18 protein-coding genes are annotated in these 18366 nt (G+C 35.5%); 6 read left to right on the top strand and 12 right to left on the bottom strand.

The window, feature by feature from the left end; all coding sequences use genetic code 11:
• Nucleotides 1-521: 521 nt before the first annotated feature.
• Nucleotides 522-899: a GntR family transcriptional regulator gene (locus IRY55_RS03765; protein WP_194561911.1), complete on the top strand. Its 378-nt coding sequence runs from the start codon at nt 522-524 to the stop codon at nt 897-899.
• Entirely contained in the window at nt 896-1990 is a 1095-nt protein-coding gene (locus tag IRY55_RS03760) for a DUF1648 domain-containing protein (RefSeq protein ID WP_194561910.1), read from the top strand. The genes IRY55_RS03765 and IRY55_RS03760 overlap by 4 nt, the downstream gene beginning before the upstream one ends.
• Before the next feature lie 164 nt (nt 1991-2154).
• Here IRY55_RS03760 and IRY55_RS03755 read toward each other — a convergent pair whose 3' ends face one another.
• Entirely contained in the window at nt 2155-2508 is a 354-nt protein-coding gene (locus IRY55_RS03755; RefSeq protein ID WP_194561909.1) for a hypothetical protein, read from the bottom strand.
• On the bottom strand, nt 2505-3227 hold the full coding sequence (locus IRY55_RS03750) for a hypothetical protein (protein ID WP_194561908.1): 723 nt from the start codon (nt 3225-3227) through the stop codon (nt 2505-2507). The genes IRY55_RS03755 and IRY55_RS03750 overlap by 4 nt, the downstream gene beginning before the upstream one ends.
• Nucleotides 3228-3526: 299 nt before the next feature.
• Here IRY55_RS03750 and IRY55_RS03745 point away from each other — a divergent pair, with 299 nt between their 5' ends.
• Together IRY55_RS03745 and IRY55_RS03740 are read left to right on the top strand one after the other, a co-directional pair.
• The gene (locus IRY55_RS03745) at nt 3527-4372 is read left to right on the top strand and encodes an HNH endonuclease (RefSeq protein WP_194561907.1); all 846 of its coding nucleotides are present in this window, start codon (nt 3527-3529) and stop codon (nt 4370-4372) included.
• Between the two features lie 66 nt (nt 4373-4438).
• On the top strand, nt 4439-4720 hold the full coding sequence (locus IRY55_RS03740; protein ID WP_194561906.1) for a hypothetical protein: 282 nt from the start codon (nt 4439-4441) through the stop codon (nt 4718-4720).
• Nucleotides 4721-4819: 99 nt separating this feature from the next.
• Here IRY55_RS03740 and IRY55_RS03735 read toward each other — a convergent pair whose 3' ends face one another.
• Nucleotides 4820-6520 carry a DUF262 domain-containing protein gene (locus IRY55_RS03735; protein WP_194561905.1) on the bottom strand — a complete coding sequence of 567 codons (1701 nt, stop codon included), beginning with the start codon at nt 6518-6520 and terminating at the stop codon, nt 4820-4822.
• Nucleotides 6521-6850: 330 nt separating this feature from the next.
• Entirely contained in the window at nt 6851-7138 is a 288-nt protein-coding gene (locus tag IRY55_RS03730) for a 3'-5' exonuclease (protein WP_194561904.1), read from the bottom strand.
• Between the two features lie 109 nt (nt 7139-7247).
• On the opposite strand from IRY55_RS03730, the gene IRY55_RS03725 reads away from it, so the two are divergent.
• On the top strand, nt 7248-7529 hold the full coding sequence (locus tag IRY55_RS03725) for a hypothetical protein (RefSeq protein WP_194561903.1): 282 nt from the start codon (nt 7248-7250) through the stop codon (nt 7527-7529).
• 69 nt (nt 7530-7598) lie between these two features.
• On the opposite strand, the gene IRY55_RS03720 is transcribed toward IRY55_RS03725, so the two are convergent.
• Nucleotides 7599-8741 carry a DNA cytosine methyltransferase gene (locus IRY55_RS03720; protein WP_194561902.1) on the bottom strand — a complete coding sequence of 381 codons (1143 nt, stop codon included), beginning with the start codon at nt 8739-8741 and terminating at the stop codon, nt 7599-7601.
• Nucleotides 8742-8829: 88 nt separating this feature from the next.
• On the opposite strand from IRY55_RS03720, the gene IRY55_RS03715 reads away from it, so the two are divergent.
• Nucleotides 8830-10656, top strand: a complete 1827-nt coding sequence (locus IRY55_RS03715; protein ID WP_194561901.1) for an ATP-dependent nuclease — start codon at nt 8830-8832, stop codon at nt 10654-10656.
• Nucleotides 10657-11117: 461 nt separating this feature from the next.
• Here the strand turns inward: IRY55_RS03715 and IRY55_RS03710 are convergent, their stop codons facing one another.
• Genes IRY55_RS03710 through IRY55_RS03680 form a run of 7 tightly spaced genes read right to left on the bottom strand, consistent with a single transcriptional unit; the run spans nt 11118 to nt 18245 of the window.
• Nucleotides 11118-12542: an NAD-dependent succinate-semialdehyde dehydrogenase gene (locus tag IRY55_RS03710; protein WP_194561900.1), complete on the bottom strand. Its 1425-nt coding sequence runs from the start codon at nt 12540-12542 to the stop codon at nt 11118-11120.
• Nucleotides 12543-12561: 19 nt separating this feature from the next.
• Nucleotides 12562-13509, bottom strand: coding sequence for an NAD(P)-dependent oxidoreductase (locus IRY55_RS03705; protein WP_194561899.1), 948 nt, complete (start codon nt 13507-13509; stop codon nt 12562-12564).
• 19 nt (nt 13510-13528) lie between these two features.
• Complete coding sequence (gene dapA / locus IRY55_RS03700) at nt 13529-14422, bottom strand: 4-hydroxy-tetrahydrodipicolinate synthase (RefSeq protein WP_194561898.1); 894 nt, start codon at nt 14420-14422, stop codon at nt 13529-13531.
• The gene (locus IRY55_RS03695; RefSeq protein WP_194561897.1) at nt 14419-15405 is read right to left on the bottom strand and encodes an NAD(P)-dependent oxidoreductase; all 987 of its coding nucleotides are present in this window, start codon (nt 15403-15405) and stop codon (nt 14419-14421) included. Before IRY55_RS03695 ends, dapA begins: the two co-directional genes overlap by 4 nt.
• A 14-nt stretch (nt 15406-15419) precedes the next feature.
• Nucleotides 15420-16712, bottom strand: coding sequence for a TRAP transporter large permease (locus IRY55_RS03690; RefSeq protein WP_194561896.1), 1293 nt, complete (start codon nt 16710-16712; stop codon nt 15420-15422).
• The gene (locus IRY55_RS03685) at nt 16705-17193 is read right to left on the bottom strand and encodes a TRAP transporter small permease (protein WP_194561895.1); all 489 of its coding nucleotides are present in this window, start codon (nt 17191-17193) and stop codon (nt 16705-16707) included. Before IRY55_RS03685 ends, IRY55_RS03690 begins: the two co-directional genes overlap by 8 nt.
• 11 nt (nt 17194-17204) lie before the next feature.
• Nucleotides 17205-18245, bottom strand: coding sequence for a TRAP transporter substrate-binding protein (locus IRY55_RS03680; RefSeq protein WP_194561894.1), 1041 nt, complete (start codon nt 18243-18245; stop codon nt 17205-17207).
• Nucleotides 18246-18366 lie beyond the last annotated feature (121 nt).

The raw sequence follows: 18366 nt of genomic DNA, 5'->3' as shown, positions 1-18366 counted from the left end.
AAAAAGAGAGCCACCCTGCGCCGTAGGAAGCATAAGGGTGGCTCTCGAAAGACTAAATAAGTTGTTTGATAACCAGCGCCCTAACGGCTGTGGCTGCGTAGAGTAGAATTCATGCTCTTCTCTCTTTTTATTATCTATATCCATTCTAACTGAAACGTATGCTTGTTTCAACGCTCCATCATATCGTTTCGTAATGGAGTATGTATAACTTTTTCTTTGGCTAAATGATGAATAAGACCTTTAATTTTTCTCGCTGAAGTCATATCAACCACTCCAAATATGATTGTAAAATACGGTGGACACGTAATGAAAGTGAATTCATATTCTCACCCCTTTCTCATTCGTGCTTATATTACATAAAAGATAAGTACAGATGTAAAAATAGCGCTTTTAAGCTTAGTAAAATCTGATGCAATTTTTTTCTTTTTATAATAAATTACTTTACATCTCGATTTATCTGTGTCATTATAAAGGTGACAGATTCTGAACCACCTAAACGGTTACAGATTGGAGGAGATCATATGTTCATTCGATTGTATGAGGAGGACGAACGGGATTTGTACGTGCAATTGACCGATGAAATCATTCGACTCATGGCAGAAGGTACGTTGAAAGATGGCGATGAGTTGCCGTCGATTCGGTCGCTCGCCAGCAGCTTACAAGTGAATGTCAAAACCGTGCAAGCGAGTTATCAAAAGCTCGCCGATGAAGGGTATATCGTGCAACGCAAAAAAGCCCGAGCCGTCGTTGATCGTTCGCATTTTGATCAAGCTGCTTGGGAGGCAAAATGGCGCCGTTTGCTTCGTCAATTTCAACACGAATGTCGCGCGACGGGGCAATCCGAGCACGACACATTACAACGCTTACAACGAGACGTCCAAAAGGAGGAAAACTTATGATTGATTTGCTATTTTTCTTCACATTTATTCCAATTTATATCATCCAGATGGCGATGCCCCATATTCAACGCAAAACGCGCGTCTTTGGCGTATCGATTCCAGAACCTTTCATCGATGACGACCAGTTGCGTACATTTAAATGGGACTATACGAAATCAGTTGCGGTCATTCAACTCATCGTCATCCTCGCGACATTTTTCATTTTACGCCCCCTCTCCGAAATGGCCCAAAGCATCGGCGTCATGATCGGTTTAACCGTTTATTTAATCGTTAGTTTGTTGTTATACATTCGGTTTTATGTACGGACGAAACAGTATAAAGAAGCACAGCGATGGACGACACAAGTAGAAGTCGTACGTGTGTCAGCCTTTGAAACAAAGTTTAAAGAACGCGGTGCTTTTCCGCACTTTCTCTTTATTCCACCGCTTCTTATCACAGCGGTACTCATCGGTTGGATCATTTCCATTTATCCGCAACTGCCAGAAACAATCCCGACCCATTGGAACATCCAAGGTGAGCCCGATGCGTGGAGTGATAAATCGATTGGTTCGGTCTTTATGCTGTCGTTTGTTTTAATCGGAATGCAAGTTATGATGTACGCCATCGCGTACGGAATTTTCAATTCAGCTATTCAAGTGAAAGCCCAACAATCGGACATGAGCTTACAGCGCGAACTCGAAGTACGCAAACTGAACGCATCACTTCTCGGCTTCATCAACATCATCACGGTTCTCTTCATCGGAAGCTTGGACGTCGTATCGTTTTGGAACATATTGCGACAAGATGAAACACTAGGAGGCGCTAGTTCGACGATTGTGTACATGGTAGCCATTTTCGGAAGTCTCGCCTACTACATGCGCCGCATGTACACATTGAACGCACAATTTAAAGAAGAAGGCACACCATTTAGCGAGCCAGATCAAGACAAGTATTGGAAAGGTGGGCTGTTCTACTTCAATAAAGACGACCATAACGTATTCGTCGAAAAAAACGTCGGCGTCGGCTGGACGATCAACTTCGCCCGCCCCGCTGCCTGGTTCTTCATTCTTTTCATCCTCTTCACCTCCCTCCTCCCGCTCTTCTTCCTCTAACAAAAACCCCGCCCTTGTCGAACGTGTCGACGAGGAGCGGGGAATTTTTTAAATTTGAACGAAATATTCTTTTGAAAAATAATGAATGGCTTATTAATGTATCAGATGATAAATTGGCATTCGATCTACACTCATTATCGATTGTGTCGACGAGGATCAGGATTTTACGAAATCCTAGCTAAATGTATATTTAAAAATAAATTCAATTCCTCAGAATTTAATTCTAATACTTCTTCTGGCAACTCTCCTTCCTCTATTAGAATACTTATATTTAAATCATATTTTCTCCTGTTAATTTCTAAAGGATTCTTTAAATATTCTAATATTTTACTATAAAAATAATTTAAATCTGTTGCTGGAGAAGGATGTAAAAAATTATACGTTTGAAGTTCATTTATCTCCATTTTCTCTAGATTTGAACGGATCTCTTCTATTACTTTTGTCAAACCTAGAAAATACATCATTGCTTCAACCTTAAAAGATAAATTAGAGTGATATCCCTTTAATAAGTGATTCATTTTTTTAACTCCATATGATAACCATATTTCCCATAGCGCTTTTTATTTTCTTCTAGTAAAATTTGCACTTCTTCATTTAACGTTTTTCCTTTTCTTATTTCAATATTCTTTTTTTCTGCTCTAAAATCTTTATACCTTTTATTTATCTCAACTATAATTTTTTCTAACAATCGATATCTTTTTTCTGTATAAGCAAATAACTCTTCAATTTCAATATTCATCTCATAACTTTCAATCTCTAAAGAGTTTGAATACATAATTACAGTAAAATCCTTTCCCATTTTATCAGTAGACCAACTAGCATAATATTTTATCTCACTAGAAGGATTTAAATCTTTTAAATTAACTGGATGTGTACCAAAAGCAGCTCTAATATGTTTAAAATATATATCATCTGACCATTCCGTCTGAAATATTTCTTTATTATTTGTATATAAGTATTTTATTTGAAACACTCGACATAACTGCTTAATCCCTTCAATAATTATATCTAACGCACAAATAAATTGCATTACATTAAGCGAACGCATATGTTGAGATGGGTGTTTAAAATCTATATATTGAATCCCATTAACCGAAACTTCTATCCAATCCATTGCTGAACAAATAACATTCCACTTATTTTTCCCTTCATGATTTTTATACATATTAATTACATAAGAGTTATTGCCTAACATTACATTTCTAAATCGAGTTATCAAATTAGAATCTAAATACATTTGTTATCCACCTCTCTTCAAAAAGATGAAAATCGATTAAATATCGAAAATATCTAGTTGTATATCCACTTTTTCTGCACCGATTGTTTTTAATTTTTCGCCTATTTTCGTGACGAGGGCGTTGACGCTCTATTAAAAGACTGTCCTTTCAATCCCCGTGCATATTCATAAATTGAGTTTTTATCTGTTTTATCGTAAAGCATAAGACAACACCCTCCTCATTTGGAATGTTTTGAATAATAAGGTACACTTCTTTTACATGATTCTATTATACCATGACTTGAAAAGGAGGAATTTTTTTGACTAACCTTTCACCATTTCGGAAAATTTATGCTAAAGAAGAAATTTTTAAAGAAACCCGTCAACGATTCGAACGAGAACTTGAACAGTTTGAACAATATGCAGACTATTTAACAGTAAAACGGGGACAAGCTCAGAAGAAAAGTGGAAAAGCTCGGTCTTATGCTAGTTACATCGTGCGAGGAATTATTTTTTATGAGGAAACTTTCGCCACTCCTTTCCCTCCATTACATACGCGTGAAGCATTTATCGGGCTCGATCGATTAAGACAACTACCCAATTATGCTGAGTTTAATCAAACGGAATCTCGCTTTCCCAATGCAGCTATTAACTGTTTAGACTCTTACACTGTACATCTCTCAACATTACAAGATCATGAAATTGATCAAGCAATCGATACGTATGATGAACTCTCACGATCTCCTATTCTGTATCAAGATAATGTGATACAGAATGCACGTCCACGTCCTGAAAAAGTGAGTTTTAAAGGGAGCGAAGTGTATCCACGTAATGTCTCGGAGAGCCTACGTGCAAAAGAGCAAAATCATTGGCAATGTGAAATCGATTCGAGCCATCGCACATTTACCGATTTAAAAGGTATGCCCTATGTTGAAGGTCACCATCTCGTCCCGATGGCAACTCAAGATTTATTTGAATATACGATTGATTTTTCGGCAAATATCGCCTGTCTCTGTCCTACGTGTCATCGACAAATCCACTTTGCCGTTCCGGAAGAAAAATTACCACTCGTTGAAACATTGTATGACAAACGACGTAACGTTTATTCCGATTATGGCATCGACATGAACAAAGATCGTTTAATGCAATGGTACGGCATTTTTTAAATGTCCTGAAGCTGCCGCACATTCTTTTTATTCATTTTTTATAATGGGGAAAAGGAGGTGTGAAGTATGTTATTGCACGATGATATCTTGTGGATTCAACACGTTTTGCGTAAGGCAATTCAAAGCGATGTTTTAAGCGACGACGAAAAACAACGTGTCGCTCCTCTCTTGGATCAATTGCATTACGCTACGTATGAAGGATGGATCATGTCAGAAATCGAAGAATGGTTAGACCGACACGACCTTCCATTGCCAGACCAAACTACGATGGACGGGTGGGTCAGAAGAGTTCAGGAGCAATACAGTGGGGCAGAAATCGAGAATTGCATTAGTCAGACAATGCCTTAAACGAAACATCGCGTAGTGCTCATGATAGACACTACGCGATTCGTCCTTAAATTACTGCATATCACATCACACATCTTATTTAAACGATGTTTATAATATTTAAAACACCTTTACTAGACTATCTGCTAACGATTCTACACGTTGATCAATCACGTAAGGAGTCCACTGTTCATTTTGGGCAATTTCTTGATTTTGTGGAATTTGACTCTTTGCTAAAATTACCCTTTTTTCGTCGAACTCTTTATTTCCAATTGATGAGTTCGCTTTACTTAAGACGAGAGTCATATTCCCTAAACTTCCGACATAATTCTCAATAGTTTCTTGTAAGAAAAGATCTTTCCAAAGGCTATCTTCTCTTGGATTTTGAGGTAAAATATGCTCTAAATTGACGTGCATCGAATTATCATTAATTAAAATTTCTTCACTATTTTCATACGTGTAAATTTGCTGTAGTAAATAACGAACTCTTTTCACTTCAGTCTTTTTAAATATTCGTTCTTGTAGAGCCGCTTTTACAGATTGATCAGAGAGTGTCATTTCTTGAATTTTATGAATAATATTTTGAGATTCATACGCTTTAGCCATAATTTCTTGTGCTATTCGAGGGAAAAATGCTTCAACTGTATTATTTTTCCGCTCTCCTATAAAGAAGTTACGCACTTGCAAATGTAGAATCGATTCTAAAACATTATTCACCTCTTCTAACGTATAAGCATTTGTTACTTCCATTGCCATGATGACAGGGCGATATTGTGTCGCTTTAAACAATTGTACAGCCTCTATTAAATCACCGAATCGCTTTTGTTCTTTTACACTTTCTTCTTTTCCTTGATTACGACGCTGTGCAGGTTGATGTAATGTTAGGAAAGTAAAAGATGCTTCTACCATATGCTTCAACATCTTCTCTACTGCTTCGGGTGTTTTAAAATGTCCGTGTAATTCCAAGGCGTCTATTGTTTTAGCATCACTTGTTTTACCATTATACAATGAAACAAACTGAGTGAAGAATTGATTTTTATTTAAGCCGTCTGTGTTTTGTTCGATTTCTTCCCAATACTTCGATGTCTTTTCTTCCCCAATCATTTTTACACAGTTATTTTTCAATACATAAAAGTTGGCAAGTTTTTTTCCAGTGTTATTCAATGTTTCAAACATTTGATTTGCCACTTCTTCATTAATCGTTTGTAACACTATTATGTGCATATTATTTAAAATTTGAGATAAATAACGACGTATTTCTTTTACATCAAGATTTTGTTCAACTATGTATCTTCTTAATTCTTTCGCAATCCAATCATAATTTTGCTTAATATGTTTTTCATGATCAGTCATTTGAAATTCTGCTAGTTGCTCACGGTCAATCACATATTGCTCAAAAAATATCGTCGTATCTTCATTATCAAACACTAAGTTTGGTTCTTCTTTTTTATCAATTTCCCAGCCTTCCTTACGTAAAAATTCAGATCGAATCTTAGAAGCAGAATTATCGCTGCCTTCCATTTCATCGATTAGTTCAACAAACGCAGCCACTATTAAAAATAATGTGACGGTACGTTGTTGACCATCATAAATATTACGATAAGATTGACCATCTATTTCTTCTTTATATATAGTTACGAAATTTAAAATATGTTGATGATTTTTACGTTCTGCTACGCCCATTGCGTCATAAAACAATCGACTTACTTGCTTTTTAGTCCATTCATAAGGTCTTTGCGTAAAAGGTATACGAAAACGACCGTCTACTACGTTTAAATACTTTTGCACTGTAATACTATCAGCTTTCAATAAGTTTTCCATCGATATCTACTCCTTTTTACCCTTATATAGATCTTAACTGACAAATATCATCTAGATCAACTATAAAGTAAAGACTTCCTCTTTGTTACGTTGCAATTTTTATCTTTATTTATCGTTCTAAATTGTGCGATGGATTGGTCGGAGCTCTAGCCATTTCAATCTACTCCCTCTATGCAAAAGAAGACTGCGAGGGGGGGGAGTTGACTCCCTCAATTACTACATATTTCGCCGCATCTCTTATTTTATTTCAAGTTCCTTTTCGTTTTTATTTTTTCTTCCCAAAAGCAAGAAGTAGTGTTTGACTACGTTTCGCTTCTTCTTATCAAGTATTTACATTTCAATATATTCGTATAACGCTTTATCTAACTCTTCGATATAGCGTGAAGGTTCTCCGTCGTATACGATGTAGAGGCGGCCTCTCGCTCGTGTCATCGAAACGTAGAGTAAACGTCGATCCGTTTCAACTCGATTTTCCTCTTCTCCTTCAACGACTCCCCACATCATTGGGAATCGTTTGTTTAATTCTGTGACGATGACGACGTCAAATTCTAATCCTTTCGCTCCGTGCATCGTGACTATTTTAACACCTGACTTTAAAACGTCTCCTAATTTTCTCACAACTAACTCCGTATCTCGTTAAATTCGTATGGCATTTTTCAAAATGCCCTTAAACTGCCGCACATTCTCATTGTTCTTTTTTTATAATGGGGAAAAGGAGGTGTGGTGTATGTTATTGCACGATGATATCTTGTGGATTCAACACGTTTTGCGTAAGGCAATTCAAAGCGATGTTTTAAGTGACGACGAAAAACAACGTGTCGCCCCCCTCTTGGATCAATTGCATTATGCTACATACGAAGGATGGATCATTTCAGAGATCGAAGAATGGTTAGACCGACACGACCTTTCGTTGCCAGATCAAACTACGATGGACGGGTGGGTCAGAAGAGTTCAGGAGGGATACAGTGGTGCAGAAATCGAGAATTGCATTAGTCAGACAAAACCTTAAGCAGTGCATCGCTTAATCACTCTTATGAGTATTATGCGATGCATCGCTTAGAAAAAATTCGTGTGAACATCATTCTAATAACTTATCATAAATTGCTTTTATAAAAGCTTCTGCTAATAATACTGGAACAGCGTTTCCAATTTGTAAAGCTATTTTAGTTTTAGAGCCATAATTAGGTTCACTGTGCAAATCTCCAACAAAAATATAATCTGGTGGAAAGGTTTGTATTAAAGCGGCCTCTCTTAAGCTAATTGCTCGGTTTTCTGTAGGATGTCCAAATCGACCTTTACTATAGCTATTACAACCTCCAGTAATAGTGGGCGCATAATCTTGAAAATTCATTCTCCCATATACATCTCCATACCCTACATTTTTTCTTTTGTGACATTCTAGCATCAGTGATTCATCCCAGTCTAATCTACTCCCTCCATTATGTGGCGTAGCCATTATTCTTCGTAAATTCAATTGATTTAAATCGCTAGCTACATGTAAAGGGTCTAGACTACAACGCTCACCCGCTGTGATAGAAGTAAGGTTATAATGACTTAAAAATTCCCCTAAAAATGGAGCTTTTTTCATTAGAGGGTTTAACCCAATAGAGTGACGATAGACTGGAACTTCTCTTTTAATTGTTGATAAGTAATCATCTTGAGATGTTAAACCATCTATTCTTTCCCCAATCAATATTAATCTTTTTCGTTTTTGAGGTACATTGTAATCAGAAACAGAAACTACTTTAAAATTAATACGGTATGAAGGCTTGTTCAAATTTTTTCTTTCTCCACTTGCTTTCAAGTTATTCAAATCTCTCACCATTTTATGGAATACCTTAAAATAAATAATCCCTGGAACATTTTCAAAAAATATATACCTTGGCTTGATTATATGAGCAAATTTTACTGTTTCTAAAATCAAGTTATTTCTCTCATCTGTAACATCATTGATAGCTTTTCTCGTATGCCTTGAAAAGCCTTGACATGGTGGTGTTGAAACCAACAAATCTATATTTTTCAGATTATAAACCTTTAAGTCATTTATATTTATTTTAGTGGCATCTTTAACGCAAAGATGTTTTTTTCCATGATTCAAAGAATACGTTCGGGCATGTACCGGATCAAATTCAATAGCAAGTTTAATTTCAAAATATTTTTTTAACGCTTCACTTACTCCTCCAGCCCCGCTGAAAAGATCAACTGCTTTAAATTTTATCATTTGATTTTATCCATCCTTATTCAATAATTACTTATAATATACATTTTTTCTTAATTATAGTATATAATTAATTTGAGGTGATAAATTTATGGATATTATAAATAGTATTCAGAAGAAAAAAGAAGCCAATAAATTTGATAATTACATTAACTATCTAGTATTTCCTTTTTACAAAAATTTTGAAAAAGGTACAAAAATTACTTTTGACTTTCCTATAACTGCTTTAGTAGGTCTTAACGGAACTGGAAAAACTTCTATTCTTCATGCTCTGCGCGGAGCAGTAAAAGGAAAAACCCCAGAGCGCTATTGGTTTGACACTCCAGTTGATACTATTAAAGAAAAAGACGCTGGGATAAGGCAAATGTTTTTTTATGAGTATACTAATAATAAAGGGGAAAAGCTAGAAGTTGCTAAAGCACGTCGTCACCGAGATAATAACCCCGATTATTGGGAAACTACTAAACCAGCGGTTACCTTAGGTATGAAGGCTAAACCACGTAATACTCCAGTTGATAAAGAAGTACTCTATTTAGATTTTAAAAGTCAATTGAGTGCTTTTGATAATTACCTTCTTTATAATACTGAGTTTGGTGAACATGGGACAAAAGCTTTTCAGCTCAAAAAAACTTATATTCGGAATAAAAGTAAGCAATTAAAAAATATTATAGATTCTAAAGACTCTAAAAAAATAAATAATCAAGGAGGATCACCTCAAAATAAAGAAATAGAATTATTATCTCAAGATGAATTGGATGATATTTCTTACATACTATATAAAAACACTTCTACTCCATACACCTTTGGAGCTTTATTAAACCATAAATTTTTCAAAAATTGGGGTGATTCCGTTTTCTTAAGTACTGATTTCCATAGTTATTCAGATGCTATGGCTGGAAGTGGAGAAATTGCAGTGACGACACTTGTACATACTATTCATAACGCTAAAAATAATAGTTTAATTCTTCTGGATGAACCAGAAATATCGCTTCACCCAGGGGCTCAAATTAGGTTACAAGAATTTTTGCTTAGAAAGTGTTTGGAAAAAAGTTTACAAATAGTGATTTCTACTCATTCTAAGTATATTTTGAATAGTTTACCAAAAGAAGCAATAAAAAAACTTGTTGTAAATCCCAGCAATGGAAAGATTTCATGCGATACTTTAGAAACAAATGAAGAGGCTTTCAATCTATTAGAGATTCCTGTTGAAAACAAAGTTAACATACATGTAGAAGACTCATTAGCTAAAAAAATTATAGATTCTGTAATCAGTCATTCACTTCCCTCACTTCAAGAACACATAAATGTGATATCTCATCAAGGTGGAGCTCAGACAATGTTCCAACAGTTAGTTCCAGGAATTATGAAAACTAGTAGCACAACAAACTTTATAATTTTTGATGGGGATCAGAATGTATTAAATAATGAAGAATATAAAACCATTGAAGATTTCACCAATAATGAAAGTAAGAATTTAAGTTTTATAGAAAAACAATTCTTAATTCGAACAAATATTAAAGCGAATAATATGAATTGGATGATTGATGGCCATAAAGGGAAAAGCAACAGTGAAAACAAAAAAGAAGCTATACTAGAATATTTATCTTTTTATGAGAAATATATCTATTTTCTTCCAGGTGAAACTCCAGAAGATTTAATTTGGAATGAAAGAGTTTTAGAGAAACTCTATCCTAATATAAAATATATTACTGATAACCGCTCTAACAAAAAAGATATTATAAAAGAAGTTGCTCAAAGTATGAACACTCTTGTTACAAGTGATGAAAAACTAAAATCACAAATTGAGTTTATTGAAAATACACTAATAGAAAATTATGGATATAGTCAAACAGAAAATTTCGAAAAAATAAAAAAATTAATAACTTCAATTTGGGAAAAATCAAAACATTATGTTTAAACATTTGAACTTTATATTTTAAATTTCTACATCTGATTTTTAAATATCCTATTAGGATTTTAATAGATTTTCTAAAGTTTCAGGTGTCTATATCAGCTACTCAAATGTAAGTTGAATCGGTGACTTTTTCTGTTATTGCATCCATAACTAATAACAACAATCTAATGTTTTGGTTCAGTGAAACAACCTTACAAGATTTGTATAAATAATCTCTTCTGACAAGTCGTAAAATACTTCCATACAAAACATCGCGTAGTGCTCATGATAGCAACTACGCGATGTTTCATTTCAAAACCACTCCCTCTATGCAGAGGGAGACTGCGAGGGGTTGTATTTAACTCCCTCAATTACTACATATTGTGCCTCATTTCCCTTTTTCTTTCAAGTTACCTCTTTCAACAATGCTTATCGTAACGTACATCTTGTTTCATATATTCATTACAATCTTTTAATCTTTTTATTTAATATTGCAGTGAGATATATTTTGTTTCTACGTATTCCATTAAGCCTTCCTTTCCTCCCTCACGTCCCATGCCACTTTCTTTAAATCCTCCAAAAGGAGCTTGAGCTGTGGAAGGTTGGCTATCATTTAGACCGACAATTCCATATTCCAAACGATCAGAGATTGTAATGGCTTGACTAAGATTTTGGGTGTATACGTAAGCAGCTAAGCCATAAATAGAATCGTTCGCTTTTTCTACTACTTCATCCATCGTTTCAAATGTTGCGACAGGTATAATCGGTCCGAACGTTTCTTCTGTCATGCAAGACATCGTGTCGTCTGTATGAATTAATAAGGTAGGAGCATAGTAAAAGCCTTCACGTTGCATCGTTTTTCCACCTGTTACTAGTTGAGCTCCTTTCTCTAAAGCATCTTCGAGTTGATGTTGCATCCAATCAATGGCAGATTGATTGATTAAAGGACCTACTTCTGTGTCACTTTCTAATCCATTCCCAACTTTTAATTGTTCTATTCTTTCTCTCAATAAGTTAGTAAATTTCTCCGCTATCGTATGTTGCACGTATACTCGGTTTGTACAAATACACGTTTGACCCGCATTTCTAAATTTAGATTGGACTACTCCTTCTACAGCTTTTTCTAGCTGAGCATCGTCGAAAATGATAAACGGAGCATGTCCCCCTAATTCAAGCGAGACCTTTTTAACCGTTTGAGCGATATCACGCATTAACGTTTTACCAACAGCTGTCGATCCGGTGAATGTCAATTTTCTTACTCTAGCATCGTCTGTCCAAACTTTAACAATTTCTCGACTAGTGCCTGTCAAAACATTAATGACTCCTTTTGGTATACCTGCTTCGTCTGCTAATTCTACCAATTTTAGAGCAGTCAATGGTGTCAATTCTGAAGGCTTCAACAAGACTGTACATCCTGCTGCCAAAGCAGGCGCTACTTTTCTTGTAATCATTGCAGCGGGGAAATTCCAAGGGGTAATAGCAGCTACGACACCAACCGCTTCATACTGTACAATTAATTTCTTATCGTCTACAGATGCCGGAATCGTTTGTCCATATAATCGCTTCGCTTCTTCTGCATACCAAAGTACGTAACTGTTAGCATAATGAATTTCGGCTAATGCTTCTTGTATCGGTTTCCCTTGTTCTAGTGTCATAGTTCTAGCTAATTGTTCTGCATCCCGTTTAATTAAAGTATGCCATTGATATAAATAAGCACTTCTTTGTTTTGCATTCATAAATTTCCATGTCTTTAAAGCTTGATGTGCATGTTCTACAGTTATTGTTGCTTCTGTCTTCCCGTGTCGCGGTACATGCCCTACTTTTTCTCCAGTTGCTGGATTGATGACATCGATTTGTTCTTTCGAATGATCAATCCATTGTCCATTGATATAATTTTTGTACACTTCCACTCTTTTCACACCTTTAAAATTATACGTTGACTAAATTATATGGTTTTTTTCCTTGATGATATTGAATAATAGTATCGGCTAAAATTTGTGCAGATACCATTTTTGATTGTTCAGTTACTCCAGCAATATGGGGTGTTAATATGATGCGTTCATTTGTCCTTAACTCTTCTCTATATGATGGTTCATTTTCTGAAACATCTAGTACAGCCTGCGATATGATATCTTTATCGATTGCTCGTAATAATGCTTCTTCGTCTACTACTCCCCCACGACTTGCATGGATTAAAACTGCGCCTTTTTTAAAGTGATTAAACTCTTGATCGGACAATAGGTGATGAGTTTGTTCAGTAAGGGGGACATGGATTGAAACATAATCCATGTCCGCTAACACTTCATGTATTTGATTCACACGCTTTACATTGTAAAAAGACATTTTCGCTTCACTTACGTAAGGGTCAAAAGCATATACCTGCAGATGGAACAAGAACAATTTCTCAGCAAGCTTCTGTGCAATATTACCAAATCCAATAAGTAGTATTTTTTTGTTGGCTACTTCTTCTGTTAATTGAATATCTCTTTGTTGCCATTGCTTTGTTCTTACATTTTTATCATGTTGTATCGCTTTTTTAGCTGTTAAGAAAATCGCTCCTAATACATATTCGACTACTGCATTAATATTCCCATCTGGCACATTTAAAATATCAATTCCGTATTCAGCTGCTAAAGGTGAAATGTTATCAATTCCAATACCATTTTTAGCAATGACTTTTAATGTCGATGTGTCGGTAATCATTCGATCTGTTACAACTTCCATTCTTGTAATGATAGTTGTAATATTATGCTCATTTATATAATCAATCACTTGCTGTTCATTTACGTAATCGATAAAGTGCAAAGTAGCATATTTTTTTAATTGTGTAATCCCTGCTAAATGGATAGAAGGATTAAACAATAATATTTGCTCCATATCCTATGTCTCCTTGCTTTTAAATCACAATGTTATACTTTTCAATAAGTTGATTTAATTTTTGCTTAGAATCCTCGCTAATTTCAAGTAATGGTAATTTCGTTGGTCCAACATCTAATCCAACCTCATTCATGACATATTTCAATGGTCCTGGATTACTTTCAATAAAGATATCTTGATACAGCGGGAAGTATTCCGCATTTTTTTGACGTGCCTCTTCTAATTTTCCTTCTTTCACTAACTGTAATAGCTTCACCCAATGTTCTGGAACGACGTTAGAGCTTGCCATGACGGCCCCTTTAACTCCTAGAGCAAACGCTGCAAAAGCACTGTATTCCTCTCCAGCCATTACTGTAATTCGCTCACCCACTCGAGCAATGAGTTCCGTTACTTGGCCTACATCATACGTACACTCTTTAATTCCAATTACATTCGGCACATCATTCACCAACTTCTCTACTGTTTCTGGCAAAATATTAGAATTTGTCTTGCTCGGATAATTGTAGAGCAACATTGGCATATCGACTTTTCGATCTAGCTCCTTATAATAATCGATAAATCCTTGTTGACTCACTGTTAAATAATAAGGAGTTACCGGTAAAATAACGTCCGCTCCTGATTCTTTAGCGTATTTAGCAATTTTTATATTGTCTTCTATTCCTGGAGAAATTAATCCTACGACAACTGGAACTCTTTTGTTCGTATGCTGAACAGCGACGTCAATAACTTCTTTACGTTGCTCATCAGAAAAAGCTAAATATTCACCTGTTCCCCCTAACACTAAAATAGAACCGATGCCCTTTTTAATCTGCACATCAATTAACTTTTTTAACGCCCCATGGTTTACCGTATAATCTGCATTCAATGGCGTAATTAACGCAGACATTACATTTTCTAATTGTTCTTTTTTCATTCGTCTTCTTCCTTTCTATTTAACACATTCAGATTTATTAAGTTTCTCGGTATTTTATTTTGAAAATAATCTTTTATATTTTCAAAAACAAAATGTGCACATCTTACTTTCGCTTCTCTTGTATCTCCCGCTACATGTGGAGATAACAATGCTTTTTCGTTTTTTAAAATAGGATCATCTATCGCAGGTGGCTCGCTTTCTAATACATCGAGGGCTGCACCAGCAATTTTCCCTTGCTTGAGTGCTTGATCTATTTCATTTTGATCGACTACTCCTCCTCTAGAGGTGTTCACAATAATTGCTGATTCCTTTAAGGAGTCCAAAAATGTCCGATTGATAAAGTGATGAGTATGCTCGGTCAAGGGTAAATGGACTGAAATAATATCAAATGCCTTTAGTTCCGAATATTCAATCTTCTTTAAGTGTGAAACACCTTCCGCTTGTACAAATGAAGATAATAAATAAGGATCATACGCTGTAACGTGAATCCCCAATATTTTAAACATACGTGCTACCGTTTGACCGATTTGCCCATATCCTAAAATCAACGCTCGTTGATTAACTACTTCTGTGCCAACAATTCTTTCTCTCACATCATAATCATCATGTTTCATCGCTTGATGATATGGTAAAAATTTCTTATTCAAGACTAACACACTCATGACAACTTGTTCTGCAACTGCCGTATAATTAGAATTAGGTACATTTAATACTTGTACACCATATTTCGTTGCAGCATCCACATCAATATTGTCAACTCCTACCCCATTTTGTGCTATAAACTTCAAACTAGGGGTAGAAGCTAATAACTTCTCGGTAATCTTTTCTGTTCTTGTCACTATTCCTACAATTTGATGACGATTAATTGCATCAATTACTGGATTTTCTGAGAACGCACCGAGCTCAATGACATGAAAATGGCTTTTAATTAAGTCTAAACCACTCTTTTCGATACTAGGTTGAAAAGTCAAAATACTTCCCATATTATTCTCCTCAATTAATTAAACAAATTTGGTAAAAACATAACGAGCGAAGGTACATACGTAATTAAAAACAGTACCGCAATCGACACTAATAAAAATGGAAATGCTTCTTTAACGATAGTTGACAACTTAGAGTCACTTATAGCTGCTGCTAAATATAAAGCCATACCATAAGGTGGTGTAATCATACTAATCATAACGTTAACTACCATCACCACTCCGAAATGTACGGGATCCACACCCATTCCTGCAAAGATTGGTGTAAAAATTGGAGCGAATAATAATAATTGCGCTACATCAGATATCCACATTCCATTCAACAAGAAAAATATATTGACAATAAACAACAAAAGATAAGGTGATACATTAGAAGCTACGACTAGATCATTAATCAAAGAAGGAATACGTTCAATTGCTAAAATATAGCTAATGACAGACGTAAATCCAATGATTAAATAAATACTGGCACTCAATCTAATAGTGTTATTCAATGCCCTCATCGTAGCTCTTAAGTCAATTTTTTTCATAGTGACAGCATTAATAATAAATGCATATGCCACTGCTATTGCAGCTGCCTCTGTAGGTGTGAAAAACCCACCTAAAATTCCACCAATAATGATAACTGGCAACATTAAAGCAGTTATGGCAGATGAGGTTACTTTAATAATATTTTTTAAAGTAAAATCTTGTTTTTCTTTCGGAAAACCTTTTCTCTTAGCCATAATAACGATTAAAATCATTTGAGCTAATCCAATTAAAATTCCTGGAATAATACCACCTAAAAATAAAGCTCCGACAGAAACGTTTGTTAGTCCCGCAAAGATGACCAATGGGATACTCGGTGGAATAATTGGCCCTTGAATAGCCGATGTAGCCGTTAAAGCAGCTGCGAATTCTTTTTTATATCCTGCTTTGTGCATCATTTTTACTTGAATTGGTCCTAACGCTGAGACGTCCGCCAATCCAGACCCTGATACTCCTCCGAACAACATACTTCCAAAAACGTTGACATGGGCTAATCCACCACGAAATCGGCCAACAATTAACTGAGAAAACTGCACAAGTTGATCCATCATTTTTCCTTGTGATAACAATTCACCAACTAGTATAAATAGAGGAATTGCTAAGAAAACAAAGCTGTCCATCCCTGTGTAAAACTTATGCACATACATCGTTAAAGATCCTAGCATGTCGGGTTTAATTAAAAAATAACTAATTCCCGCAGTAGCAATCGCTAACACAACTGGTGATCCTAAAACTAACATGGCTATTAAAATAACTAACACAGCAATTAGAGCACTAGACATCCTCTATCACCTCATTCTTTTTATTGAAGACTTGTAAAATTTTCAGTAAATACTGTAAAAGAATGAGTGCCATACCTACTGGAATAGCTAAATAAGGAATCAACCAAGAAATCTGCAATCCAGCTGTTTTAATATGCACGCTCTCCATTGCTTGCTTCCATCCTGTCCAGAACAACAGGGCAAGAATGAATAAAAAGACTACTTGATAAATAACATCTCTCCATTTTACAAATCGTTCTGGCCAAAAATGATCAAAAAAATCAACCGCAATCAATTCATCATTTCGGACAACTGCATTTGATACAATTAAAACTGCCCAAATGACTACATATCTTGCAAATTCATCAGCCCAAGCAATCCCACCATCGAAAAAAACTCTCAGTAGAACTTGAGTTAATAGTACAATGACAACACTTCCAAAAAGTATCGATGCGATTACTTCTGATACTCTAGCGATTCGTTCACCAATAGAATGAAGCATTTACTATCACCTCAGTTCATGTCTATTTTACTCAGCAATAAGTCAATCCATTTTTGATCAACTTCTTTTTCTAAAAGTTCTAGTACTGCTGGCATACTTAAGTTTTTGAACTTTTCTCGTTCTTCCTTCGTCAACTCGGTAATTTGAATACCACGTTCTTTAAACGTTTCTAAATCTTCTTCTGTTCTTTTATCTAAAATATCAATCATTGTAGTTTGCGCTTCAAGAGCCGCATCCATAATAATTTCTTGTAACTCGGAATCCAAGCTATTCAATACATCATGATTCATCATAATTGTTGCAGTATTTACAAGATGACCGTCCATCGTATAGTAATCTTGCACTTCATGTAGATTCGAGTTAATCATCGTGTAAGGTGCATTCTCTTGACCATCCGCGACTCCCGTTTGTAATGCAGAATAAACTTCTTCAAATGGGATGGCAGTAGGGTTGGCTCCTAACGATCGCACCATCGCCTGGTGTACTGGTATTTCTTGTGTGCGGATTTTCATACCTTTCATGTCGTCTGGAGTTCGAATTTCATGTTTACTATTACTAAAATGTCTTAAAGCAGTAGGCAAGTAAGATAAAACATGTAAGTTACTCTTGTCTACAATTTCTTCTGTCAATTCATCTCCTAATTCTCCATTAAGAAGTTCGACAACTTCATGATGAGAATTGAAAGCATAAGGAACAGATAAAATGTCAACAGCTTTTGTATAAGATGAAAGTAAACCTACATCTGCACCGCCAACGATGTCTAGCTCGCCCCTTGCAGCTTGTTCAACCATCGATCGTAAATCACCTAGTTGAGAATTCGGATACAAATCTACTTTTACTTTCCCATCTGTTCGTTCTTCAACTAACTTTTTAAATGTATCAGCGTATGCATGGTAAGGGTTTTGAGTATAGCTCACTTCAGCATCATGATGTCCAAACTTAAGAGTAATAACATCCCCCTGTTCAGTCGACGTTTCCCCTTCCTCACTTCCGCATGCCACTAACACCAATGCCATTAACATTACCAAAGCAAATCGCATAATCGATTTCATACATTTCCCTCCACTTTTCCTTTATAATTATTTGGTTCAGTAACCCTCAAAATGCAGAGCTATCAAACCTCCCTTTCGTTACTCTTAAGCGTACCATCGAATGCAAAAAAAAATGATATTT

Source organism: Savagea serpentis (assembly GCF_015351395.1).
GTDB classification, from domain to species: Bacteria; Bacillota; Bacilli; order Bacillales_A; family Planococcaceae; genus Savagea; species Savagea serpentis.
The sequence above is the reverse complement of the archived record's forward strand: the minus strand, read 5'-3'. Positions and strand labels throughout refer to the sequence as shown.